Genomic DNA, 24,042 nt, shown 5'->3' with positions numbered 1-24,042 from the left:
GTTGCTGGTCCCGGTCTTCTCCCTCAAATCGTGAAAACGGCCCCTGAAATGAAAAAGAGGCGTAGCCCCGTCCCCGGTCGCTACGCCCCTCCACCGTTTGCAGCGTTTCCTCCCAGAAACTTGCCTACCCATACGGCAACGTTTTCGGGGATGTGTCAAGAATGTGTCCAAAAAAAATTTAAAGGGGGCGTTTTGTCCCTGTGCCCGGCTGACGCATAAGGGATTGTACGATACTGTTCGCCTCCTCGCTCCAGGGCGCCCGGATTGAGCGCGTAAGCGAAGCCTGACTTTTCAGGATTACCCCATCATCAAGCACCTTGAGACCATTGGCCCGCAAGGTGGCGCCGGTTGTGGTGATATCGACCACCACATCCGCCGTGCCGGTGGCAGGGGCGGCCTCTGTGGCGCCAGCGCTTTCGACGAGGCGATATTCGCCCACCGATTTCTGGGCAAAATATCGCCGGGTGATGCGCAGATATTTGGTGGCGACCCGCAGGCGGCGGTTATGCGCCTTGCGAAAGGCGGCGCCGGCGGCTTCCAGATCTGCCATCGTGTCAACATCAAACCAGGCCTGGGGCACGGCAACCACAACATCAGCCCCGCCAAATCCGAGGCGCTTGAGCACTTCGAAATCCACCGGACCATCCGGCGACAGATCATGCAGCAGGTCTTCCCCGGTTACGCCCAGATGCAGGCTGCCCTCGATCAGGCCCTGCGCGATCTCGCTGGCCGAGAGAAGACGCACTTCGGCATCGATGCCTTCAATCTCTGCCGTGTACCCCCGCTCCCCGCCAATCTGGCGAACGGTGTGGCCAATGCTGGCGAGCCAGTCTTCAGTCTGTTCCTTGAGACGCCCCTTGGAGGGAACCGCAATCGTGATCCGGCTCATGCTCCTGCCCTCCGCACACGCACCATACGGTCCGGCCGCACCACGCCGCCGATCCCGGTTGCCGACACCTTGCCGCCGGAAAGCCCCGTCAGCAGGCCGTCATACCGTCCGCCTGCGGCAACCGGCTGGGTGAGTTCCAGACCCGGCGCGAGGATTTCAAATACAAACCCATCATAATAGGTGAAACGGCGGCCAAAGCCCGTGCGGAAGCGCGCGGTCTGCGCGGCAGCCGGCACCCGCGCGAGGATCGCCTCGGCCCGCGCCTTGAGCGCCGCAATGGCGCCGGGCACGGCGCCAAGCCCATGGGTCTCGGCAAGTGCGGAAAGCGTTCCGGCCGCCTCTCCCAGCGGGCAATCGACCTCACGCAGGGCAAGCAGCACATCGCGCGTGACCTGGCTGAGGCCCCCTGCCTCAATGGCCGCGCAGCGTGCTTTCAGGCCCTCGACAATCTCGGCGAGGCTTCGCCCCCCGGCCATCGGAATATTCCGCTCAGAGAGCAGATTGCCAAGCGCAGCGACCGGGTCGGCCGCGCTCAGCACTACTGCCACATCAGGCTCCAGCGGGCGGGAGGCCGCGTCCAGCACCGCGCGCACGCCGCCCTCCTGCCGGAAGGCGCGCTTCAGCAGATCCGCCGTCACGCCGGGCAGGCCAAGCGCATCAATGAAGGCCGGAAAGATTGCCAGATCGCCCATGATGACGCCGGAAGGCGCCACGCCGCAGGCTTCCACCGCGCGGTGGATCAGCGCGAAGAGTTCGGCATCGGCCTCTGCGCTCGCCTCATGGCCGAAGCGTTCGAGGCCCACTTGGGTGAATTCCAGCTGATCATCCGGCGCAACGGGTATGCGGAAGGCGCGCGCGGCATAGGTATAGGTCTTCGCGCCGCCCTCGCCGGCTGCGCGCCGGGCCGCTTCACGCTGGGCGACAGGCAGCGTCAGGTCTGGCCGCATCGCCATGTCGGCGCCGCGATAATCCTGGAACACGCAGAGCCGGGCGCGGACAGCTTCGCCGGAAAGCTCCAGCGGAATGTCCGCTGGCAGAACATAGTCAGGGTCAATCGGCGTGCCGCCAGCCGTCTCCACGACCGCGCGGGCAACCGCCACAAGAGCGTCGTGTTTCATGCGTGGGCCTCGACGATACGGCGGACAGTCTCGACCATTTCGGCGCGGGGCACTTCGATCTGGCCGGGGCGCGCTTCGCGGTATTCCTCATTGGAGGAAATCGCCTTGGCCTTCTGCGCGCCGATTTCCAGATCCTTGATGGTAACCGTGCCCTTCTCGATCTCGTCAGTGCCGACAATGACCACTGCAGGCGAACTGCGCCGGTCGGCATATTTCATCTGCGGGCGTATGCCCGAGGCCCCCATATAGGCTTCCGCCCGGATGCCGCCGCGGCGCAGCTCTGCGGCAAGGCCGAGGGCAATGCCCGGATTATCCTTGTCCAGATTGAGCACGACCACCGGCCCATCGAGCTTTCCGCCCTCGCCCAGGATGGCCAGCGCCGCAGCCAGCCGCGAGATACCAATGGAAAATCCGGTGGCGGGCACGGTTTCGCCGGTGAAACGCGCGACGAGATCATCATACCGCCCGCCGCCCCCGATGGATCCGATGCGGTATTTCTTGCCATCTTCGCCGGTCACCTCACGCAGCAGCTCTGCCTCGAACACAGGCCCGGTATAATATTCCAGCCCTCTGACTACGGAGGGATCGATCTTGACGTCATCCTCCGGCGCGCCCAGCGCCTCAAGCGCCAGCGCGATGGCTTCCAGCTCTCCGAGGCCTGCCTTGCCCTCTTCCGTGCTGCCGGCCGCCTTGGCGAGATTGGCCAGCGTCATGGCGCGGGTCTCAGCGCCCGCCTCGGCAAAGGCGAGCACGCGTTTGACTTCTTCCGCTCCGAGCCCGGCGCCCTTGGTGAAGTCGCCGCTCTCGTCCTTGCGGCCTGCGCCGAGGAGGTCCGCCACGCCCGAAGCGCCGAGACGGTCGAGCTTGTCGAGCGCGCGCAGGATGGCGAGGCGGGTGTCGCCAGAGGTCGCGCCCACCCCGTCCAGCACACCGTTGAGCAGCCGCCGCGTGTTGACGCGGATGACGAACTCTCCGGGCTTCATGCCCAGCGCGCGGAGCGCTTCGGCGCCCATGGCGATCATCTCGGCATCGGCATGCAGGCCGGGCGCGCCGACCGTATCGGCGTCGCACTGCCAGAATTCGCGGAACCGGCCAGGGCCGGGCTTCTCGTTGCGCCAGACAGGCCCAGCAGCATAGCGGCGGAACGGGCGGCCAAGCCCCTGCCCCTGCTCGGCCACGAAACGGGCAAGCGGCGCTGTCAGATCATAGCGCAGCGCCATCCACTGCTCGTCATCATCCTGCAGGGAGAACACGCCGGCATTGGGACGATCAGAATCGGGCAGGAACTTGCCGAGCGCGTCAGCATATTCAAACGCCCCGGTATCGAGCGCCTCAAAGCCCCATTGCCGGTAAACCCCGGTCACCGTCTCCACGAGCTTCGCCTGGGCATGGATCAGGGCCTCGCGCTTGTCGGGAAAGCCGCGCGGCTTGCGGGCGAGATCCTTGCCAGAGAGGGGGCGGGCGTCCTTGGTGCTCATGGGTCTTCAGATCCTGTTTGCCGGCTGGCCCCGCAATAACCGCAGGCAGCCCGATTGGAAAGGCGGCACAAAGGCCGTGAGGCGGGCCCGTTCGGCCTGCCGCATCTGGTCTGGTTCTCGGGGGGGAGGAACACGTTTCAGAGGCGCAGCCGGACCGGTTCGCGCCTCAGCGGCGCGTCATGCGGGGTGATGATGGTGGTGCATGCCTGTGTTCATTGCCGGGGCCGATACGCAGCCAGGCATGAAAAGTCAACAATATCGCCAGATTTCGTGGCTTGTCTTTGCGGCAGCTTCTGCGAAACCACACACCCGTGACGGAAGCCGCTGCCCCCTCGCCCAGCCTGAAGGAGCTCGCCTCGGCCAGCTTTCGCGTCGGCTGTCTCGGCTTTGGCGGCCCGGCGGGGCAGATCGCCCTGATGCACCGCGTCTTCGTGGAGGAGAAGCGGTGGATCGGTGAGGCCGAATACCTGCACGCGCTTAACTACTGCATGTTGCTGCCCGGCCCAGAGGCGCAGCAGCTGGCCACCTATGCCGGATGGCGCCTGCGCGGCGTGACCGGCGGGGTGATTGCCGGACTGCTGTTCGTGCTGCCCGGCGCCCTGGTCGTGTTCGTGCTGACCTGGCTTTATGCCGCCTGGGGCACGCTGCCCGTGGTGGCCGCCCTTTTCTACGGCGTGAAGGCGGCGGTGATCGGCTTTATTCTGGAAGCGCTGGTCAAGGTCGGCCGCCGGGCGCTCAAAGGCCCCCAGGATATTGCCCTGGCTGCGGCGGCTTTCCTCGGCCTCTTCCTGTTCCAGATGCCCTTCCCGCTGGTGATCGGCTTGGCGGCAGCGATTGGCCTCATACGCAGCCTCTCGCAGCCAAGGCCTGCCACAGCAGCGCTCCCCATCCCTGCGGAAAAGGCCAGCGCCGCAAGAGCATTGAAGGCTGCGGCCAGTTGGGGGGCGCTCTGGTTTGCCCCGCTGATCGCCGCCATGGTGATGCTCGGGCCGGATCATGTGCTTACCAAGGTCGGCGTCTTCTTTTCCAAGCTGGCGGTGCTGACCTTTGGCGGGGCTTATACCGTTCTGGCCTATCTGCAGCAGCAGGCGGTGGAAGCTGAAGGCTGGCTCACGGCGCCGCAGATGATCGATGGCCTCGGCCTTGCCGAAACGACACCAGGACCGCTGGTGCTGGTCAACCAGTTCGTCGGCTTCATGGCCGGTTGGCAGACGGAAGGCGGCGGGCTGTGGTTGGCCGCCGCCGCAGCGCTGATGGCCAGCTGGTGCACCTTTGCCCCCTCCTTCGTGTGGATCTTTGCCGGCGCCCCCTTTTCGGAAGGGTTGCGGCGCAGCCGGGCGGCGGCCGGCATATTGCAGGCGATTACTGCCGCTGTGTTCGGGATCATAGCCAAGGTGGCAGCCGTGTTCGGGATGGCGGTGTTGTTCCGGGGCGCGATCAACACGCCCCTGCCCTGGGGTAGCCACCTCTCCCTGCCAGACCTTACGCAGCCGGATCTGCTGGCCATGGTTATTGCGGCCGGCGCTGCAATTGCCCTGATCCGCTACAAGGTGAACATCGTTCTGGTCGTCCTGGGCTGCGCGCTGGCAGGGTTGCTCAGCCTTTGGATGTAGACTGACAGCGGCGCGGCGAGGCTTGACGGCGCTGGTGCTTGATCTACCCTGCGCGGCGTCAACCGGGTCCGGGCCCCTCTGGTGTTTGCGGCGGCAAGCGCGATGTCGGAACCTTGAAGCAACACGCGCGGACGCGGCGCACTGCTTTGACGGCACCCCAATCATGCCAGATTTCCTGACCGTGGAATATGCGGCGCAGCCCTTATGGCTGTGGACCGCTTTTCTCTCCCTCATCTGTTTTCTGCTCTGGGTCGATCTTGGCCTGCTGAACAAGAAAGACGAGGTCATCTCCCCGAAGAAAAGCGCCATCATGTGGTCCTGCTTTGCTTCGCTCGCCGTGGCCTTCGGCTTCTACATCTATTTCGGCTACGAGCCGGACCCACAATTCTACAACAGCCCGGAAAACCTCAACCAGCAGGCTGCGGTCCAGTTCGCCACCGGCTATCTGCTTGAGACCGCGCTTGCCTTCGACAACATCTTCGTCATCGGCATGGTGTTCACCTTCTTTGCCGTGCCCCGGGAATATCAGCACCGGGTGCTGTTCTGGGGCATCCTGGGCGCCATCGTGTTCCGGGGGATTTTCATCTCGCTGGGCGCGGCGGTGGTCAACGAGTTCACCTGGGTATTGTTTATCTTCGCCGCCTTCCTGCTCTACACGGGCGGCAAGATGCTGATCCCCGGCGAAGGCCCCGAAGAGGAAGAGCTCAATCTGGAGAAGAACCCGATCTTCCGTTTCCTGAAGAAACGCCTGCGGGTGACCGACGAGATCACCAACCACAACTTCTTCATCAGGAAGATCGACCCCGACACCGGCAAGATGACCCGCTATGCCACGCCGCTGCTGCTGGCGCTGTTCATGGTCGAGACGGTCGACATCATCTTTGCAGTGGACTCGGTGCCGGCCATCTTTGCCGTCACCCGCGATCCGTTCATCGTTTACACATCCAACATCTTCGCCATCCTCGGCCTGCGTTCGATGTATTTCATGCTGTCAGCAGCCGTGGAGCGGTTCAAATACCTCAAATACGGCCTTGCCGCCGTACTGGTGCTGATCGGCATCAAGATCTTCTGGAACTTCCTGCTCTACAAGGAACTCCACATCGTGCCTTACCTTGAGCCGCACTGGTCGCTGATGCTGACCATCGCGCTGCTGGGCGGGGCGATCCTCTTCTCGCTGTGGAAGACGAGCGCCGATAAGCCTCACGCAGGCAGCTGACAATGAACGCCCTTCGTCAGGCGCCCGCAGTGGTCCTGACGAAGGGTTTTCCCTCTTCCCGGCGCGGGATCACCTTGAAGATGCCGGTGCCCCGCATCAGCAGCTTGTCGCCCGTCCAGATGCGGCCTTCAACCGTGAACACATCATCCTGCCGGCCGACGATCACGCCCTTGCCCTCGACAAAGCTGCCCAGCGGCGCGCCGGAGACGAAGTCGCACATCAGGCGGACGGTCACCCACCAGGTATCGTCATCCTTTTCCACGGCGGCGCCCCAGGCCATATCGGCGAAGGTCATCAGCATCCCGCCATGGGCGTTCATCATGCCGTTGGTGTGGTATTCCTCCACCCGGAAGGCGCGCATCAGCGTGCCGTCTTCGCGCTTCTCGAACAGCGGGCCAATCTGGCGGCCAAAGCCGCGATGCCAGGCCAGCTGGGTATAGCCGGGCGGGAGCTCTGTGGTCTGATAGCGGTTGAAATCGTCGGTCATGGGCAGGCTCCTAAACCCGGCCGCGCCTTCCCTGCAAGACCTGCCTTCAAATTGCCGCAACGTTCCGCAAACGATTTTTCCCATGACGCGCGTGGTGGCTTTCGTTCTCGTATTCCTTGGCCTTGTTGCTCAGCCGGTGACGGCAGAGCCGAGAGCACGGGATGACATGCTCGCCAGCGCATCGATCCTTGCGGCGCAGGAACCGCTGGACGCCTGCGGCGGGCGCAAGCTGCTCGACAAGATCGTGCCCGATGGCCCGTTCCTGGAGGCCTGCAAGTTTCACGACGCCTGCTACCGCTCCGGCGCGCTGGATCAGGGCCGCTGCGACGCAGACTTCCTCACCGACATGCAGACTGCCTGCGATGCGGAATACCCTCTCAGCAAAGCGGGCGCGCAGAACGCAACTTGCCGGGTAGCAGCAGCCACCTATTACAAGGCGGTCAATTCCCGCTTCGGCGCCCTGCTCTATCCGGGCGGCCGTACCGAAGGACAGCTTGGCGAGATCACCCAGCGCGTGACCGGCCATGGCGGCACGCCGCATCTGGAAGCCTGCAGTGAGGTGACCAACACCGCCAATCGCAAGCTGCGCTATTACCTCACCCTGCATGATGCCAAGGGTCAGTGGATCGCCACCGCCCCGGCTCTGAAGTCAGCCGCGCTGCAGCCAGGCGAGACGCGCCGGCTTTGCGCAGGCACCGCGCTCTCCTTCTTCCGCAGCGCGCAGAATATGGGTCCGGCCTATGCCGTGACGCTGAAGGCAGATGACCCCGCCTCAATCAACCCGTTCGGCGATCTTGTCAGCCTCGACCGGATGGATTGCGAGACGGCCAGCGGAGCCTGTCAGAGAGTGGCGCCCTAGATCTCGACCATGTCGAAATCGGATTTCGGCGTGCCACAGAGCGGGCAGATCCAGTCGGCCGGAATATCGCTCCAGCGCGTTCCGGGGGCGAGGCCCTCATTCGGGTCGCCCTCCTTCTCGTCATAGATGTAGCCGCAGGTGCGGCACTGCCATGTCTTGAACCCGTCGCTCATGTGTCCTCCCCGTCCGGCCTGCGCAGCCGGGCCTTGATTGATGTGATCAGCGCGCCATGTACCGGAACCGGGTCGAAAGCGGGATCGACCAGCGCCTGGATGCGCATTCCCAGAAGCGAGCAGCCCACCAGCAGCGCTTCGGCATCTGCGTCTATATCTGCGCTGATATGGCCATTGGCCGTGCCGCGCTCGATGAAGCCGCGGATCAGCGCCCGCTCGATCTCGTGGGAGTCGCGAAACGCTTCGCGCGTTTCCAGCCGGTCAGCCACCGCGGCGGCCAGCAGCATGAAATAGGTGTCTGCCTCTTCGGATTCCCGCATGGCCAGGCAATGGAGGTCGACGAAGGCGCATAGCGCGCTCAGCCCGTCCATATCCGAAACCCTCGCCGCATCGAGGTATTCCCCCTGCCCCTCATGCAGGCGGGCGATCACGGCCCGGATCAGCCCTTCCTTGGACCCGAACCGCTGCGTGACCAGCCCCCGGGAGAAGCCCGCCTCCTTGCCGATCGCGTCAAAGGTTGCGGCAGACACGCCCTGCTCGCCCACAACCCGGATGGCCGCGCTGAGCAACTCACGCTCCGACCGGTCACGCCTTTCGGCCTGAGTCAGCCGGCCCGCCGCTGCAGATGATCTCGTGCCTGTGTCAGACATACGCACCCCGTAACATACTTGTTGGCTGTATAGCAAGTTTGATGTAGAGCAATCTGGACCCCGGTAATCGCAAAACCCGGAAGTGGGAGGACTAAAAGCATGACCATACCTGAACACATTGCCCGTGATGTTGTTGACCCCAAAGCCTATGCTGATGGCAAGCGCGTCGATGAGGCCTTCCGCTGGCTGCGCGCCAACGCGCCGCTGGATGTGGCTGAGTTGGAAGGCTTTGACCCCTTCTGGGTCGTGACCCGTCATGCCGACATTCTCAACATCGAAAGACAGAACGATCTGTTCCACAATGAAGACCGCTCGGCCACGCTGACCACCATCGAAAGCGACAAGCGCGTACGCGAGATGATGGGCGGCAAGCCGAACATCCTGCGCTCGCTGGTGCAGATGGATAACCCGGACCACATGCAGTACCGCCGCCTGACGCAGGCCTGGTTCATGCCGCAGAACCTGCGCAAGCTGGAAGACCGGGTGCGCGAGATTGCGCGCGGCTTCATCGACCAGATGGCGGAAAAAGGCACCGAATGCGACTTCGCCCGCGATGTCGCCTTCCTCTATCCGCTGCATGTCGTCATGGAAGTTCTGGGCGTGCCGCCGATTGACGAGCCGCGCATGCTGAAGCTGACGCAGGAACTCTTCGGCACCCAGGACCCGGACGTGAACCGGGCCGGCAAGGAAGTCGGCGGCACCGAAGACACGCTGAAGATGATCAATGAAACGATCTTCGACTTCATGACCTATTTCAACGCCATGACCGAAGACCGCCGCCAGAACCCGCGCGAAGACCTTGCCAGCGTGATCGCCAATGGCGCCGTCTATGGCCAGCCGCTCGGCCATCTCGAAGCCATGAGCTATTACATCATCGCCGCCACCGCCGGCCACGACACCACCTCCAACACCACCGCCGGGGCCATGTGGGCGCTGGCCGAAAATCCCGACCAGTTCCGCAAGGTGAAAGACGATCTCTCGCTGATCCCGTCCATGGTGGAGGAATCCATCCGCTGGGAAACGCCGGTGAAACACTTCATGCGCACCGCCACTGACGACACCGAAATCGCCGGGCGGAAGATCGCCAGGAATGACTGGCTGTTCCTGGCCTATCCTTCCGGCAACCGGGACGAAGCCGTGTTCGAAGACCCTTACAGCTTCAAGGTCGACCGCTCGCCCAACAAGCATGTCGCCTTCGGCTATGGCGCGCATGTGTGCCTGGGCCAGCACCTTGCCCGGATGGAAATGCGCGTCCTGTGGGAAGAACTCCTGCCGCGCCTCAAATCGGTGGAACTGGCCGGGAAGCCTTCACGCACGCAGGCAAACTTCGTCAGCGGCCCGAAAACCGTGCCGATCCGCTTCAAGATGAACTGAGAAGCCGGGCGGTCAGCGCGCAGCCACGCGGCGCAGCACCAGCCACCACAAGGCTGCCCAGGCGGTGCCCAGGCACCAGCCTGCCAGCACATCGGTTGGCCAGTGAACGCCAAGATAGATCCTGCTGATCCCGACAAGAAAGGTCAGCAGGATCGCGCCGGCAAAGATCAGCGTCCTGATGGGCCGGGCCGGCTGCCCGCTGGCCAGCAATGCGCCGATGATCAGAAAGGCAACCGTTGCCTGCAGGGCGTGGCCGCTGGGAAAACTCGAATGCGCCGTATGGGTCAGATGATCCACAAGGTCGGGGCGCAGCCTGTCGATCCCCTGTTTCAGCAGGTGGGTCAGCAGGCCGCTCGACCCGATGGCCAATGATAAAATGATCGCCGTGACGTAGTTTCTCAGCAAGGCGTAATAAAGCGCCGCTCCGAGGGTCAGCAGAGTGAGGGCCGTGTACCCGCCAAGCGCTGTGATGTCCGCCATCGGGTGCGTCAGCCAGGCGCTGAACACCGGCTGGGAGAGGTCACCGGGCACCCGGAACCAGCTCAGCACTCCATGATCGAAGCCATGCGCGGCGCCGGCAGACACCAGCCCGGCAAGACTTGCAAACCCCAGCACGCCAAGGGCAATCAGCGCGAGGGGCCAGCGATCTGCGCGCGTCATGCCAACCCCGCCCGGCCAAGCGCTTCTGCCTGCCGTGCCGCCACCGTCTCCACCGAGAAGCCCTCAAGGCTCTCCTCAAACAGCTGGTGGAAGTTCAGCTCCGCCCCCAGCCGCAGATAGGCGGCGCCAAGGCCAATGGCAGCGCGGTCCATGAACACAAACTCGCGGGGGATCTTCACCGGTCCCTTTTCCTTCAGCAGCTGGCGCACCCGGAACGCTTCCTTGCGGCCATACTCGCCCGCCGAAACCCCATCGGCCACCGTGCGCACCCGGTCATCGATGATCGGCCCATAGATGAAGCGCGCCCAGACGTTCAGCACCTCCACCAGCTCCCGCGACAGGTTCTGGAACCCCCAGGCCTCATAGGCGGCATAAGCGGCATCGAAATCATCATGCAGCATCGCCCGGTAGAGATCGACGACGCCCGCCACAAAGGCCGGCGGGAAGATGCGCACACAGCCAAAGTCGAGCAGGTTGATCCCCTCCCCGCCGCCGGTCACCTGATAATTGCCAAGATGCGGATCGCCATGGATCACGGCGTAGGAGTTCATCGGCGCCCACCAGGTCCAGAACAGCATCTCGGCGATCTGGTTGCGCACTTCCTGCGGCGCGGTCTGAAAGGCGTCGAGCCGCTCGCCCTCCAGCCAGGTCATGGTGATGAGCCGGGCCGTCGACAGCTCCGTCACCGGCTTCGGGCAGGTGATGAACGCCTTGTCGGCCAGCATGTCCCGGTAGAGGGCCATGTGTTTGGCCTCACGGGCGTAATCGAGTTCCTCGCGCAGCCGGTCGGTGATCTCCTCGACCATCTCGTCGGCATCAATCGAGCCGTCCATGCGCTTGAAGAGGCCCAGAAGTGTCCGGAGTTGTCCGATATCGGACTCCACCGCGCTCGCCATGTCCGGATATTGCAGCTTGCAGGCAGCCCTGCGGCCATCATGCAGGGTGGCTTCGTGCACCTGCCCCAGCGAGGCGGCATGGCTCGCCTCCTTGCCAAATGCCGCAAACTTGCCCTCCCAGTCCGCGCCCAGCTCGGCCCGCATCCGCCGCTTCACGAAGGGCCAGCCCATGGCCGGGGCCTCGGCCTGCAGCTTGGCAAATTCGGCGGCGTATTCCGGCGGCAAGAGGTCCGGTACGGTGGACACCATCTGCGCCACCTTCATCAGCGGCCCCTTGGACTTGCCCAGCGCCGCCGCCATCGCCCTGGCCACCCGCTCATCGCCCTTGTCCCCGCCAAACAGCGACTGGGCCGCAAAGGTCAGCCCTGCGCCAGACAGGTTGGCCCCCACCTTCGCGGTGCGGGCGATGCGGCCGGACAGGCGGTTGCGTTCAGGATCGGAGGTGTCGGAAGGGGGCGGGCTCATGCCCAAGATATAGAAGCCCTGTCCCGGGATGGACAGGCGGCAGGTGACCGGGGTGACAAACTGTTCATGTAGGCGTATACGCCGCCTCCAGATCGCCACAATTACTGAGGCCCCGCCCTGCACCATCCACGCCCGTTTTCCTGATCAGCCCTCCTGAGACCTGAACCCAGAACGACGCGACCCCGCAGCGCCTGCATCCCAAAGACAACACCGGCAGCCCAGACGCCGCCCTCCCCTCAAGGACCCATCATGGCCTACAAGACCCTCATCACCGAAGTGAACACAGAAGACGGGTACGCCGTTATCCAGATGAACCGCGCCGAGAGCCTGAACGCCCTCAGCGAGGAGATGATGTCGGAACTCACCCAGGCGCTGGACCGGTTCGAGGCGGACGACACCATCCTCTGCGTGATCCTTACCGGCTCCAAACGGGCCTTCTCCGGCGGCGCCGATGTCAAGGAAATCCAGGGCAAGACCTTCCCCCAGTCCTATTATGAGGATTTCATCACCCGGAACTGGGAACGCGCCGCCCGGGCCCGCAAGCCGATCATCGCGGCGGTCGGGGGCTATGCCATCGGCGGGGGCTGCGAGCTCGCCATGATGTGCGACATCATCCTGGCCGCCGACAATGCCCGTTTCGGCCAGCCGGAAATCCGCCTCGGCGTGATGCCCGGCGCCGGGGCCACCCAGCGCCTCACCCGCGCCATCGGCAAGTCGAAGGCCATGGAACTCTGCCTGACCGGGCGGATGATGGAGGCCGACGAGGCAGAACGCTGCGGCCTTGTCGCCCGGATCGTGCCCGCCGATGAACTGATGGAAGAAGCCCGGACCCTGGCCACCACCATCGCCGCCATGCCCCGGGCTGCCGCCATGATGACCAAGGAAGCCATCAATGCGGCCTTCGAAACCCCGCTATCGCAGGGAATCCAGTTCGAACGCCGCCTCTTCCAGTCGCTTTTTGCCACCGATGACCAGAAAGAAGGCATGAAAGCCTATGTGGAGAAGCGGTCCGCGCATTTCCGGGACCGCTGAGGGCAGCGGCGAAAAGGCTGCTTTTCCGTCACGATGGCGGTTGACGCCACAGGGCCGTTTATGTATCTCCGCGCCTTCTGCCCGAGGGAGTTCCCGCCGGGCGCCAGGAGTTTGTTATGGCGAATACCCGCTCAGCCAAGAAAATGGTGCGCAAGATCGAAGCGCGCACCGAGGTCAACAAAGCTCGCCGCTCTCGCGTGCGCACCTATGTTCGCAAGGTCGAAGAAGCGATCGCATCCGGCGACAAGTCGGCCGCTCAGGAAGCCCTGAAAGCTGCCCAGCCGGAAATCATGCGCTCTGTGACCAAAGGCGTGACCCACAAGAACACGGCTTCCCGCAAGGTTTCGCGCCTTTCGGCCCGCGTCAAGGCAATGGCCTGAGGCAGCGCGCAGGCTCGCTACCAGCCTTTGAACGGTAGCTGAAAAGATGGCCCGCCAGGTAAGCGCCCGGCGGGTTTTCCTTTTCTACCCCCTCCGAATGGCAGGCGCGGGAGATGGTTCTCCGGCAGGCCCTTGAACGCCCCATCGCGATGGATCGGGGCACTTTTTCTATGGGATCAACCTTGCTGCACGGCGATGTTGCACCCCAGCAAAGGCAAGGTCAAAAAAACTGTATTCCACAGGCCTGAGAATGCTTTCCGTATTGACAGAACAGAAGCGAACAAAAGTAAGCGGGCGATCACTTCAAACTTTTTTTGAGACGTCAGTTGCATGAATCTCTGCTGATTTTTTTTCGGAGACCGGGGTGTCAACACGCGAAATGCGGCTGTCAAAAAAAGTTAGTACTTGCCAGAAAAATCCCCCGGGAATAATTTCTCCATACCAGCGAATTTAGTCCCGGTACAGAGTTTTTTGTGTTTCAGGCGGGGGCCTGCCGGGTAGTGTCGTGTGCTCGCTGGGATGAGCGAAGATAATTAGAAACGGGGCTCGGTGATGGACCGAAACGGAATGACTGTCTCGCCTTTTGGATCAGAGGCGGTCGATAACAACGATGCTTTTGAAGCGACAGGTCAAAGGATCTGGAACGGCGTTCGCGATGTCCTGCGGGACAAGATCGCGGAATCTGAATTTGACCGCTGGATTGAAGATCTGCGCCTCGTCGCAGATCATGAAGGCGAAATGATCGTGGCTGCGCGGGATCCGCTGGCCTTTGATCGGGTAACCAGCCAGTATCTGCGCGTGATCGAGAAACTGTGGGCCGCCGCTGACCCGGCAGAGCGCACGTTCAAATTGATCTGTTGGCGGAATGCTCCGGCGGATCTGCGCGATCTGGTCGACGACCCCTGGGCAATTGAGGCACCGGCCGCGCCGGTTGAGCCGGAAGCGCCTGCCACATCGTCTGGAGCTGGCCCGGCCATGACCTTCGATACGCTGGTCACCGGCCCGTCGAACGAGATTGCCGTGACGCTGGCAAAGCGCATCGCGGCTGGCCTTCCGGCCGGCACCGCCACCACGCTGATCTATGGCCCTCCGGGCACCGGCAAGACCCACCTGATGCAGGCCCTCCGCCAGGAAACGGCCCGCCGGGATACCGGGCGCCGGATTGTCTATCTGACGGCTGAGGAATTCATGTCGGCCTATCTCGACGGCGTCAAAGCCCGTGACACGAGCGACCTGAAGAAACGCCTGCGGGCCGCCTCGATCCTGCTGATCGACGACCTGCACCGGATCGCCGGCAAGCCGGGCACCGAGGCCGAGCTCTATCAGAACATCCGCGAAGTCACCTCCAATGGTGGCCAGGTTGTTCTGGTGGGCGACTCCGCGCCGGGCGAAGCCAACGGCTTCGGCCAGCGGATGCGCAGCGAAATCAAGGGCGCTACCGCCGTTGAGGTCGCCCTGCCCGACGCAGACATGCGCCGCGAAATCCTCGTGCGCCTCGCCGGTCACATCGCCGAGAACCATCCGGCTTTCGTGCTGACCGAAGAGATGATGCAGCGCCTCAATAACGGCATCCGCGGCCCCGGCCGCGAGCTGACCGGCGCCGTGTGGAGCCTCTACACCGAGGCCGGCTTTGGCGAGCGCGCCCCGACGATGGAGATGCTCGAGAAGATCATCCGCCGTCATGCGGGCGAGCAGCGCGAGCCTTCGATCGACGTGATCAAGCGCGCGACGCTGAAAGTCTTCCCGATTGCGAAGTCGGACCTTGAAGGCCCCAGCAAGATGCGCGGTTTCGTCTATCCGCGTCAGATCGCGATGTATCTCTGCCGCACCCTGACCCGGAAATCCTTCCCCCAGATCGGCCGCGCCTTCGGCAAACGCGACCACACAACTGTTCTCTATGCGTTCCGGCGCATGGAGGGGGATCTCGGAAAAGATCAGGAGCTTGCCTCCGATATCGCCAAGGTACAGGCGGTGATCCACGAGCTGATGGAAAGCGGTCAAAACTGACCCCTTTTCCGCGCCCGTTCAGCGCCAGCGCTTGGCTTTTTCCGGAAGTTCGTTAAGGCTCTGCAGCCCGCTCCTGCCCGGAGCGGGCTGATTCTTGCCGGCCCCGGCGGAACAGAGCTTAATGAAAACCCGGCGCAAGACTAGGAAACGGAGCCCTGGCCGGCTCCCTGATGGACGGATGACACGATGAAACTGACGATCGAACGCGGAGACCTTCTGGACGCCCTCAGCCATGTCCAGAACATTGTCGAGCGCCGGACGACGATTCCGATCCTCTCCAACGTCCTGCTCGAAGCCTCGCAAGGCGCGCTGAAGCTCACCGCGACCGACCTCGACATCGAAGCGGTCGACTCTGCCGATGCGAAAGTCTCCAAGCCCGGCGCCATCACCGCCCCGGCCGGTACGCTGTTTGACGTTGTCCGCAAGCTGCCCTCGGGCGCCGAGGTCGAACTGGAGCTCAACCCGGAATCCCAGCGCCTGACGATCGCCGCCGGCCGCTCGCGGTTCGAGCTGCCCACCCTGCCCGCCTCCGATTTCCAGACGATGACGCCGGATGAAGGCGCCGTCAGCTTCAAGCTCCCCGCCAAGGAGTTTGCGCGCCTGATCGACAAGACCCGTTTCGCCATCTCCACCGAGGAGACGCGCTATTATCTCAACGGCATCTACCTGCACGCCGCCAAATCCGATGATGGCAGCGCCGTACTGCGCACAGTAGCCACCGATGGCCACCGTCTGGCACTGGCTGAACTGAAAGCCCCCAATGGCGCCGAAAAACTCACCGGCGTGATCGTGCCCCGCAAGACGGTCGGCGAAGCCCGCCGCCTGGTCGATGGGCTCGACGAGGATGTCGAGATCGAAGTCTCCGACACCAAGATCATCCTGCGCGCTGGCCGCGCTGTGCTGACCTCGAAACTGATCGACGGCTCCTTCCCCGATTACGCCCGCGTCATCCCGAAAGGCAATGACAAGAAGATGACCGTCGACAACAAATCCTTCGAGGCCGCCGTGGACCGCGTCTCCACCGTCTCGGCAGAGCGGTCGCGCTCGGTGAAGCTGTCTGTTGCCAATGGCCGCCTGACGTTGGCGGTGAACCACGCCGAAACCGGCGCGGGCAATGAGGAAATCGAGGCCGAGTATGAAGCCGATCCGATGGAAATCGGCTTCAACGCCAAATACCTGCTCGACATCGCCAGCCAGATTGAATCGCCCGATGTGGAGTTCATGTTCAACGACCCGGCCTCGCCCGCGCTTGTGCTCGACCCGTCAGACGGATCTGCACGCTATGTGGTGATGCCGCTGCGGGTGTAGGGTATGAGTGTGGACCGCCGGATATTCCTCGGCGGCTCCCTCGCCTTCGCGGCGCTGTCAGCCCTGCCTGCAGGTGCCCAAACCACGGAGACCGGCATGTACGGCCTGATCGGAAAGTTCATTGCCGCCGATGGCACGCGCGACGAGTTGATCGGCTACCTGCTCGAAGGCCTGCGCGATATGCCCGGCTGTCTCAGCTATATCGTGGCCAGCGACCCAGCCGACGCCAACGCCATCTGGGTCACCGAAGCCTGGCGCGATGCCGATAGCCACAAGGCGTCCCTTGCCCTGCCCCAGGTTCAGGCGGCCATCCAGAAAGCGCGCCCGCTGATCGCCGGCATGGAACAGATCGCCGAGACACAGCCGCAAGGCGGGCACGGCCTTACCTCCGGCGGCTGAGCCGGCATGACCGCCCTTACCCGTCTCAGCCTGACAGACTTCCGCAACTATGCGGGCCTGACCCTGCGCCTCGATGGGCGCCATGTCTGCCTCTATGGCTCCAATGGCGCGGGCAAGACAAACCTTCTCGAAGCAGTCAGCCAGTTCGGCCCCGGCCGCGGCCTGCGCAGCGCCCAGCTTTCCGAGATGACCCGCCGCGACGCGCCCGGCGGCTGGGCGCTCGCCGCCACGCTGGATGACGAGCAGAAGATATCGATCCATCTGGAAGGCGCCGGCACCGCCAAACGCAGTGTACGGATTGATGGCGCCCCCGCCTCCCCCGGCGACCTCGCCGAGCGTATCCGCATCGTCTGGCTCACCCCCGCGATGGACGGCGTATTCCGTGGCGGCGCGTCCGACCGGCGCCGCTTCTTTGACCGGCTGGTGCTCGCCCACCTGCCCGCCCATGGCAAAGCCTCCGCGCGCTATGAAAAAGCCCTTGCCGAACGCAATGCCCTGATCGAGCGCGGCCATGTCGACCCCGCCTGGGCCGACGCGATCGAGGCCCGCCTTGCCGAAGCGGGCACCGAGATGGCCATCAACCGCGCCATCGTGCTCGAAGCCCTCCAACTCGCCATCGACGCGCGCCCCGAAGGTCATTTCCCAAAGGCGGATCTGACCCTGGAAGGCGAGGCCGAAGCCGCCGCGCTGAGGGGCGAAGACTTCCGCACCATTTTCGACCTGCTGGTAGACGCCTACCGGAACGGCCGCCGCCGCGACATCGCCGCCGGGCGCACGCTCTCAGGCCCCCACCGCACAGACCTCGCCGTGATCCACAGGCCCACGGCCGCTCCTGCGGGGGAAGCCTCTACCGGCCAGCAGAAAGCCCTGCTGATCGGGCTCATCCTCGCCTCCGCCACCGCCCTGTCTGCGGGCGGCTCGGGCCCCTCGCCCCTGCTGCTGCTCGATGAAGCCGCCGCCCATCTTGATCCAGACCGCCGCGCCGCCCTCTTCGACGAGCTCTCCGCCCTCGGCGGCCAGGCCTGGCTGACAGGCACCGAAGCCTTCCTCTTCGAAGCCTTCGGCGACCGCGCCCAGCGCATCCGCGTGGACGAGGGCACGGCCGCCCTCTCCGAATAGACCCCCAGCAGGCAGTGGACCCCGGCCCCGCAGCAGATTAGGTAAGGGTTCGAAATAAGGAGCCCGCCCCATGAAAACCCGCGCCGCCGTCGCCTTTGAAGCCAAGAAACCGCTCGAGATTGTCGAGCTTGACCTGGAAGGCCCCAAGGCCGGCGAAGTTCTGGTCGAGATCATGGCGACCGGCATCTGCCACACCGACGCCTACACGCTCGACGGGCTGGACAGTGAAGGCATTTTCCCCAGCGTGCTGGGCCATGAGGGCGCCGGCATCGTGCGCGAAGTCGGCGCAGGCGTCACCAGCGTGAAGCCGGGCGATCACGTCATCCCGCTCTACACACCCGAATGCCGCCAGTGCAAAAGCTGCCTCTCGGGCAAGACCAATCTGTGTACGGCCATCCGCGCCACCCAAGGCAAGGGTCTGATGCCGGACGGCACCAGCCGCTTCAGCTATAAAGGCCAGACCGTCTTCCACTATATGGGCTGCTCCACCTTCTCGAACTTCACCGTCCTGCCCGAAATCGCCGTGGCGAAAATCCGCGAAGATGCGCCGTTCGACAAAGCCTGCTATGTCGGCTGCGGCGTCACCACTGGCGTGGGCGCGGTCGTCAATACGGCCAAGGTTCAGGTGGGCGAGAATGTCGTCGTCTTCGGCCTCGGCGGTATCGGCCTCAACGTCATCCAGGGCGCGCGCATGGCGGGCGCCGACATGATCGTCGGCGTCGATATCAATGACAGCAAGGAAGAATGGGGCCGCAAATTCGGCATGACGCATTTCGTCAATCCGAAAAACGTCTCCGATGTCGTCGCGCACATTGTCGAGCTGACCGGCGGCGGCGCAGACTATTCCTTCGACTGCACCGGCAACACCACCGTGATGCGCCAGGCCCTCGAATGCTGCCATCGCGGCTGGGGCACTTCGGTCATCATCGGCGTGGCCGAAGCGGGCAAGGAAATCAGTACACGTCCCTTCCAGCTCGTCACCGGCCGCAACTGGCGCGGCACCGCCTTCGGCGGCGCCAAGGGCCGCACGGACGTTCCCAAGATCGTCGACTGGTACATGAACGGCAAGATCGAAATCGACCCGATGATCACCCACGTCATGACCCTCGACAAGATCAACGACGCCTTCGACCTGATGCACGAAGGCAAGTCGATCCGGAGTGTGGTGGTGTATTGAAAAATCAATTGCCAGATCGGACAGCGCTGAACAAAATATCTCTGATCTCTTTGTTCAGCTGCTGCTTTCCAACTCCTACACTAACCCTCATTGCTTGCACTAACCCAACCATACCTTCTTGAGTGTCGCTGTGCGAAAGCAGCATAGGTGATGCCTCAAGCGCAGCGAGAGCTTTTACCACATTGGCTGGAGCGAATCCGGAGATCTTCTGTTTACCGGCCACCATAAGAGCTGTTGCTTGCTCGGTTCGTTCTGAGTGCGGATGCAGAATTGACGCTCTCTGCGCGAGCCCTGTGAGGTATTCTGAATACGCCTCAATCAGCAAATCTCTTCTTTTGTCGACCCTCGACTGGCCCCAACTGATTATCGATTGGACCATGGTACCTAAAAGCGCCAGAATCGCGCCGAGAACCAACAATAGTGCTTGAGACATTGCGCCATCCCCAAGAAGCCAGAATGGCAGTTTACATCAATGCGCTGCCTTCTGATAAGTAACAACTCAAACGGAGGAAACACAAATGTTCAGTCACGTAATGGTCGGGTCTAACGACATCGGCAAATCCAAGAAATTCTATGACGCCCTGTTCGGCGCGCTCGGCGGCAAGCCGGCGATCCAGGACCCGAAAGGCCGCCTGATCTATATCCACAATGGCAGCATGTTCCTGGTGACGGCACCGATCGATGGCCAGCCAGCCTGCCACGCCAATGGCGGCACCATCGGCTTTGCGGCGGCTTCCACCGAGCAGGCCGATGCCTGGCACAAGGCCGGCGTGGAAGCCGGCGGCACCGCCATTGAAGACCCGCCGGGCTGGCGTGAAGGCGGCGGCATGAAGCTCTACCTGGCCTATCTGCGCGATCCGGATGGCAACAAGATCTGCGCCATGATGCGCGGCTGATGACAGCGGGGAGTATCCGGCCATGGTCTATCCCCGCCCGGATACTCCCGACCTGTCGCGCATAAAATCCGGCGCCATCCGCGCCATCGCCGAACTGGCCATCGCCAGCGGCAACAAAGTCGTCTCCCTTGCAGACTGGACCAAAGCCGTCGTCGCCCATATGCGCGATGGCCTCACCCCCGCCCTGAAGGCAGAAATCGCCGCCCGCTGGCCCGCCCTCGAATATTATTCCGACGCCGGAAGCCCGCATAACGCGCCCGACGAAGGCTATATCGAAAACGGCTTCGCCATCTCCTTCCCCCGCCCCCGCTGAGCCGCCTTACGCCAGCGCCAGCCGGTAGTTCGTCCGCACAAGGCGCTTTGACAGCCGGAAATCCTTCAGCGGCGCCCCGCGCACGCGCTCCAGCAGCGCATCTGCCCGCGCCTTCGCGGCCTCGTCCATCGCGTCATAAGCGTCGGTCACCGCCTGCAGCCGGTAGAGCGGAAAGGTCCGCGCCTGCGCCGGGCCGCGCGTGCCTTCAATGTCGATCCAGATTTCCCCCAGCCCGCGCGGCAGGAATGCGCCCGCCGCCGCTTCGCTGGCCCAGCCTTCAAACAGCCGCGCCGTCTCCACCAGCGCCGGAAACTGCTCGCGCATCTGCCGCGCCAGGATCGGCTCCAGCGTCTCGGGGATCTTGTCCTCCGCCAGCAGATCACCCGCGCCCTTCCCGCCCGCATGCGCCCGCTCCACCCAGTCGGCCACGCGCGGGGCCAGCCGCTTCATCAGTTCGCCAGAGGCCGGGTCGCGGTAAAGATGCGCATAGAGCGGCCCGATAAAGGCAAAGTCCGCCAGGCACGGCCGCCCGCCCAGCAGATAGGGATGCTGCTCGAGATGCGCCGAAAACTCTCCTAGAAACGCCTCATAAGACGCCTCGATCCCCGGAATGGTTTCGGGATGCACGCCCAGGATCGGCAGCGCGCCCTTGAAGCGCTGGCCATTCTTCTTGCCGATCTCATACTGCTCGCCCCGGCTCGCCTGCGGCGCAGACAGAGCGCCAAACTCGGCATAAGCCCAATCCTCGTTATAGCTCCACCGGTAATGCATGGCCGGCAGGGTCAGCCATTCATCCGCATAGAGATGGAGCAGCTGCGCCACGAACCGCTGCAGCGGCGTCTGCGGTATCGCGGGCGGGGAAAGCCCCTCGCGCGCTTCCACCGTCTCGATGATGTCGGCGGAGTCCTGCACTGCCTCGCCCTCCGGCGTCACCATCACCGGGATCACCGGCCAGCCGACCTTCGGCAGGATCACATCGCGGTAAACCGCCTGCGTGGCCAACTCCTCGCGAAAGTCCACGCCCCGCCAACGCAGATAGGCCCGCGCCTTGCCGGTGAAATAGCTGACCTCAGCCCCATACAGCGTATATCCGCCCATGCCTGTCCCTTTGACGTCTCTTGCTTCTGTATTGCCATCTCAAATGCCAATAGATCAGGCAAGCCCCCGCCCCGCTTTCCTTGACGAGACGGGCGGCAAGAGGCCAGAAGGGCCCTATCCCCGTTTGCCTGCCAGCCAGAGAGTATGCCCATGACCCAGCTTACCCAAGTCTCCGCCTGGAAATCCTTTGGCGGCACGCTTTCGGTCTATGATCATGAGAGTCCGCTACTCGGCTGCACCATGCGCTTTGCCGTCTATGTTCCGCCCCAGGCCGCCCATGGCCCCGTGCCGGTGCTCTGGTATCTCTCCGGCCTCACCTGCACCTGGGCCAACATGATGGAAAAGTCCGGCGTGCAGGAACATGCCGCCCGTCACGGCCTCATCATCATCGCGCCAGACACTTCCCCCCGCGGCGAACACGTCCCCAATGACGACGCCTATGATCTCGGCCAGGGCGCAGGCTTTTACCTCACCGCCACGCAGGAACCCTGGGCGAAAAACTACAAGATGGACCAGTATATCACCGATGAACTGCCCGCCCTCATCGCCGCGAATGTTCCGTCAGCGGATATGTCGCGCCAGGGCATCTTCGGCCATTCCATGGGCGGTCACGGCGCCATCACGCTGCACCTGAAAAATCAGGGCACCTACAAATCCTGCTCGGCCTTCTCGCCCATCACATCCCCCTGCCGCGTGCCCTGGGGCGAAAAGGCGTTCACCGCCTATCTCGGCCCCCTCTCCGTTGCCTGGGAACAGTATGACGCCACAGAGCTGGTGAAAGAGCGCCAGTCCAAAGCCCTGATCCTGATCGATACGGGCACGGCAGACAGTTTCCTCGAAACCCAGCTCAAACCCGAAATCTTCATCAAGGCGTGCGAGAAGGACGGCCAGCGGCTCGATTACCGCCTGCGCGAAGGCTACGGCCACGACTATTATTTCATCGCCACCTTCATGGACGAACACATTGCCCATCACGCCAAGGCCCTGAAAGGCTAGACCGCCTTTGCGTGGCGCTGCGGCGCGGCGGCGGGTGAGCGCGCGTCAAAACACTGGGCCACCGTGCGCAGCATGATGCGCGCCTCTTCCGGCACGGTCACCACCGTTCCGGAAACATGGCAGAGCCCTACCCGCTCCAGCTCCCGCGCTGCGTCCAGCGCGCCATCCAGCCGGTCATCGGGCACGTCCATTTCGGCGCAAATTTCGGCCGCATCCACCTCCAGCCGGCACATCAGCGTCTCCAGCGCCCGGGCGCGCAGGCGGTCATCCGGCGTCAGCGCAATGCCGCGCTCGGCCGGCAGATGGCCTGCGGTGACCGCTTCGCCCCACGCCTTGCGGTCCTTGAGGTTCTGGCTGAAGCCCTCGCGGAACTGCGAAATGGCCGTGGCGCCCATGCCGATCAGGGTCTCGCACGGGTCATCCGTATACCCCTGGAAATTCCGGTGCAGGCGGCCTTCGCGCGCGGCAATCGCCAGCGTGTCATCGGCCCGGGCATAATGGTCCAGCCCGATGGCCACATACCCGGCCCCTTCCAGGGTCATCGCCGCCACACGGGCCTGCGTGAACCGCTCATGGAGGCCCGCCAGGGCGTTCTCATCAATCGCGCGCTGATGTTTGGCAAACCAAGGCACATGCGCATAGCCGAACACGGAGACACGCGCCGCGCCCATCTCGGCGGCAAAGCGGGCGGCCTCCACCACATGCTGCGTGGTCTGGTAAGGCAGGCCATACATCAGGTCCATGTTGACGGCATCGATACCCGCCCCGCGCAGATCCTCGATCAGCGCCACCACCATGTCGCGCGGCTGGATGCGGTTGATCGCATGCTGCACATCCTCCGCGAGTGTCTGCACCCCGAGGCTCACCCGGTTGACCCCGGCGCGCGCAAAAGTGGGCACCTGCCCCGGCTTCATCGTGCGCGGGTCCAGTTCCACGGCAATTTCCGCGCCCGTGCGGAGGCCGAAATGGCGCTGCAATGCGTCCATCAGTTCCAGGAAATCATTCGGGTTCAGAATGTTGGGAGAGCCGCCGCCAAAGTGCAGATGGCCGATCCCGCCATGCGGCCCCATCGCCCGCCCGCGCAGCGAAACCTCCTTCAGCAGAAGGCCCACATACTCTGCCACCCGCCGGTAACCATTGGGCACGCTGGTGGCACAGCCGCAATACCAGCAGAGCTTGTCGCAGAAGGGAATGTGCAGATAGGCGGAGATCGCCTCATCGGCGCGTGTGGCCGCCGACCAGGCCATGGCTGCGGCCACGCCCGTCTCAGGCGTAAAATCCGCCGCCGTCGGATAGCTGGTATAGCGGGGCACAGCGCGCGTCGCGTAGGGGATCCAGGCGTCTTTCATGGCCGGGGAGATACCACCGCTTAAGGATGTTCACTGTAAGTATTCTCCCTTATGTGGCGTCCTGCCATGGCGCCCGCCCCCGTTCTGTGT

The 24,042-nt window shown here is 63.7% G+C and carries 25 protein-coding genes; 14 read left to right on the top strand and 11 right to left on the bottom strand.

What is annotated here, in order from left to right:
• Nucleotides 1–178 precede the first annotated feature (178 nt).
• From hisG to hisS, 3 genes are read right to left on the bottom strand one after another with little or no spacing between them, the layout of a single operon-like run.
• On the bottom strand, nt 179–889 hold the full coding sequence (gene hisG / locus BBF93_RS01835) for an ATP phosphoribosyltransferase (protein ID WP_035594056.1): 711 nt from the start codon (nt 887–889) through the stop codon (nt 179–181).
• Complete coding sequence (locus BBF93_RS01830; RefSeq protein WP_114104792.1) at nt 886–2,007, bottom strand: ATP phosphoribosyltransferase regulatory subunit; 1,122 nt, start codon at nt 2,005–2,007, stop codon at nt 886–888. The genes hisG and BBF93_RS01830 overlap by 4 nt, the downstream gene beginning before the upstream one ends.
• Complete coding sequence (gene hisS / locus BBF93_RS01825) at nt 2,004–3,485, bottom strand: histidine--tRNA ligase (RefSeq protein ID WP_114104791.1); 1,482 nt, start codon at nt 3,483–3,485, stop codon at nt 2,004–2,006. The genes BBF93_RS01830 and hisS overlap by 4 nt, the downstream gene beginning before the upstream one ends.
• A gap of 311 nt (nt 3,486–3,796) precedes the next feature.
• On the opposite strand from hisS, the gene chrA reads away from it, so the two are divergent.
• Nucleotides 3,797–5,098 carry a chromate efflux transporter gene (gene chrA / locus BBF93_RS01820; RefSeq protein ID WP_233349236.1) on the top strand — a complete coding sequence of 434 codons (1,302 nt, stop codon included), beginning with the start codon at nt 3,797–3,799 and terminating at the stop codon, nt 5,096–5,098.
• 163 nt (nt 5,099–5,261) lie between these two features.
• Entirely contained in the window at nt 5,262–6,314 is a 1,053-nt protein-coding gene (locus tag BBF93_RS01815; RefSeq protein WP_035594050.1) for a TerC family protein, read from the top strand.
• A gap of 16 nt (nt 6,315–6,330) precedes the next feature.
• Here BBF93_RS01815 and BBF93_RS01810 read toward each other — a convergent pair whose 3' ends face one another.
• The gene (locus BBF93_RS01810) at nt 6,331–6,801 is read right to left on the bottom strand and encodes a PaaI family thioesterase (protein ID WP_035594048.1); all 471 of its coding nucleotides are present in this window, start codon (nt 6,799–6,801) and stop codon (nt 6,331–6,333) included.
• A gap of 82 nt (nt 6,802–6,883) precedes the next feature.
• Here BBF93_RS01810 and BBF93_RS01805 point away from each other — a divergent pair, with 82 nt between their 5' ends.
• Nucleotides 6,884–7,660, top strand: a complete 777-nt coding sequence (locus BBF93_RS01805; protein WP_114104790.1) for a hypothetical protein — start codon at nt 6,884–6,886, stop codon at nt 7,658–7,660.
• On the opposite strand, the gene BBF93_RS01800 is transcribed toward BBF93_RS01805, so the two are convergent.
• Together BBF93_RS01800 and BBF93_RS01795 are read right to left on the bottom strand one after the other, a co-directional pair.
• A complete protein-coding gene (locus BBF93_RS01800; RefSeq protein WP_035594044.1) occupies nt 7,657–7,833 on the bottom strand; it encodes a rubredoxin in 177 nt (58 codons plus the stop codon). The two genes, BBF93_RS01805 and BBF93_RS01800, sit on opposite strands and share 4 nt — an antisense overlap.
• The gene (locus BBF93_RS01795; RefSeq protein WP_084324107.1) at nt 7,830–8,483 is read right to left on the bottom strand and encodes a TetR/AcrR family transcriptional regulator; all 654 of its coding nucleotides are present in this window, start codon (nt 8,481–8,483) and stop codon (nt 7,830–7,832) included. The genes BBF93_RS01800 and BBF93_RS01795 overlap by 4 nt, the downstream gene beginning before the upstream one ends.
• A 99-nt stretch (nt 8,484–8,582) precedes the next feature.
• On the opposite strand from BBF93_RS01795, the gene BBF93_RS01790 reads away from it, so the two are divergent.
• Complete coding sequence (locus BBF93_RS01790) at nt 8,583–9,857, top strand: cytochrome P450 (RefSeq protein ID WP_035594042.1); 1,275 nt, start codon at nt 8,583–8,585, stop codon at nt 9,855–9,857.
• A 12-nt stretch (nt 9,858–9,869) separates the two neighbouring features.
• Here BBF93_RS01790 and BBF93_RS01785 read toward each other — a convergent pair whose 3' ends face one another.
• Both BBF93_RS01785 and BBF93_RS01780 read right to left on the bottom strand, forming a co-directional pair.
• Nucleotides 9,870–10,517 carry a phosphatase PAP2 family protein gene (locus BBF93_RS01785; RefSeq protein WP_035594040.1) on the bottom strand — a complete coding sequence of 216 codons (648 nt, stop codon included), beginning with the start codon at nt 10,515–10,517 and terminating at the stop codon, nt 9,870–9,872.
• Nucleotides 10,514–11,878, bottom strand: a complete 1,365-nt coding sequence (locus BBF93_RS01780) for an AarF/ABC1/UbiB kinase family protein (protein WP_035594258.1) — start codon at nt 11,876–11,878, stop codon at nt 10,514–10,516. The genes BBF93_RS01785 and BBF93_RS01780 overlap by 4 nt, the downstream gene beginning before the upstream one ends.
• A 249-nt stretch (nt 11,879–12,127) precedes the next feature.
• On the opposite strand from BBF93_RS01780, the gene BBF93_RS01775 reads away from it, so the two are divergent.
• From BBF93_RS01775 to BBF93_RS01745, 7 genes are all read left to right on the top strand, one after another.
• Entirely contained in the window at nt 12,128–12,910 is a 783-nt protein-coding gene (locus tag BBF93_RS01775) for an enoyl-CoA hydratase-related protein (RefSeq protein ID WP_035594038.1), read from the top strand.
• A gap of 116 nt (nt 12,911–13,026) precedes the next feature.
• A complete protein-coding gene (gene rpsT, locus BBF93_RS01770; protein WP_035594036.1) occupies nt 13,027–13,290 on the top strand; it encodes a 30S ribosomal protein S20 in 264 nt (87 codons plus the stop codon).
• A gap of 567 nt (nt 13,291–13,857) precedes the next feature.
• Nucleotides 13,858–15,297: a chromosomal replication initiator protein DnaA gene (dnaA, locus tag BBF93_RS01765; RefSeq protein ID WP_035594034.1), complete on the top strand. Its 1,440-nt coding sequence runs from the start codon at nt 13,858–13,860 to the stop codon at nt 15,295–15,297.
• A gap of 186 nt (nt 15,298–15,483) precedes the next feature.
• Nucleotides 15,484–16,605 (top strand): DNA polymerase III subunit beta, encoded by a 1,122-nt coding sequence (gene dnaN, locus BBF93_RS01760; RefSeq protein ID WP_035594033.1) that lies wholly within the window; start codon nt 15,484–15,486, stop codon nt 16,603–16,605.
• Nucleotides 16,606–16,608: 3 nt separating this feature from the next.
• Complete coding sequence (locus tag BBF93_RS01755) at nt 16,609–17,004, top strand: putative quinol monooxygenase (RefSeq protein ID WP_035594030.1); 396 nt, start codon at nt 16,609–16,611, stop codon at nt 17,002–17,004.
• A gap of 6 nt (nt 17,005–17,010) precedes the next feature.
• A complete protein-coding gene (recF, locus tag BBF93_RS01750; RefSeq protein WP_035594028.1) occupies nt 17,011–18,123 on the top strand; it encodes a DNA replication/repair protein RecF in 1,113 nt (370 codons plus the stop codon).
• 70 nt (nt 18,124–18,193) lie between these two features.
• Nucleotides 18,194–19,300: an S-(hydroxymethyl)glutathione dehydrogenase/class III alcohol dehydrogenase gene (locus BBF93_RS01745; protein WP_035594026.1), complete on the top strand. Its 1,107-nt coding sequence runs from the start codon at nt 18,194–18,196 to the stop codon at nt 19,298–19,300.
• A 4-nt stretch (nt 19,301–19,304) separates the two neighbouring features.
• Here BBF93_RS01745 and BBF93_RS01740 read toward each other — a convergent pair whose 3' ends face one another.
• Nucleotides 19,305–19,733 carry a hypothetical protein gene (locus BBF93_RS01740; protein ID WP_035594024.1) on the bottom strand — a complete coding sequence of 143 codons (429 nt, stop codon included), beginning with the start codon at nt 19,731–19,733 and terminating at the stop codon, nt 19,305–19,307.
• Between the two features lie 85 nt (nt 19,734–19,818).
• On the opposite strand from BBF93_RS01740, the gene BBF93_RS01735 reads away from it, so the two are divergent.
• Nucleotides 19,819–20,196 carry a VOC family protein gene (locus BBF93_RS01735; RefSeq protein WP_035594022.1) on the top strand — a complete coding sequence of 126 codons (378 nt, stop codon included), beginning with the start codon at nt 19,819–19,821 and terminating at the stop codon, nt 20,194–20,196.
• A 22-nt stretch (nt 20,197–20,218) separates the two neighbouring features.
• Complete coding sequence (locus BBF93_RS01730; RefSeq protein ID WP_035594020.1) at nt 20,219–20,509, top strand: hypothetical protein; 291 nt, start codon at nt 20,219–20,221, stop codon at nt 20,507–20,509.
• Nucleotides 20,510–20,515: 6 nt separating this feature from the next.
• Here the strand turns inward: BBF93_RS01730 and BBF93_RS01725 are convergent, their stop codons facing one another.
• Nucleotides 20,516–21,607: a glutathione S-transferase gene (locus tag BBF93_RS01725; protein ID WP_114104789.1), complete on the bottom strand. Its 1,092-nt coding sequence runs from the start codon at nt 21,605–21,607 to the stop codon at nt 20,516–20,518.
• A gap of 150 nt (nt 21,608–21,757) precedes the next feature.
• On the opposite strand from BBF93_RS01725, the gene fghA reads away from it, so the two are divergent.
• Nucleotides 21,758–22,603, top strand: a complete 846-nt coding sequence (fghA, locus tag BBF93_RS01720) for an S-formylglutathione hydrolase (protein WP_035594016.1) — start codon at nt 21,758–21,760, stop codon at nt 22,601–22,603.
• Here the strand turns inward: fghA and hemN are convergent.
• Nucleotides 22,600–23,952, bottom strand: a complete 1,353-nt coding sequence (hemN, locus tag BBF93_RS01715; protein ID WP_035594014.1) for an oxygen-independent coproporphyrinogen III oxidase — start codon at nt 23,950–23,952, stop codon at nt 22,600–22,602. The two genes, fghA and hemN, sit on opposite strands and share 4 nt — an antisense overlap.
• Nucleotides 23,953–24,042 lie beyond the last annotated feature (90 nt).

It is taken from the genome of Hyphomonas sp. CACIAM 19H1 (assembly GCF_003325995.1).
Taxonomy (GTDB): Bacteria; Pseudomonadota; Alphaproteobacteria; order Caulobacterales; family Hyphomonadaceae; genus Hyphomonas; species Hyphomonas polymorpha.
Note: the sequence above shows the minus strand (reverse complement) of the source record. Positions and strands in the feature narration are given on the sequence as shown.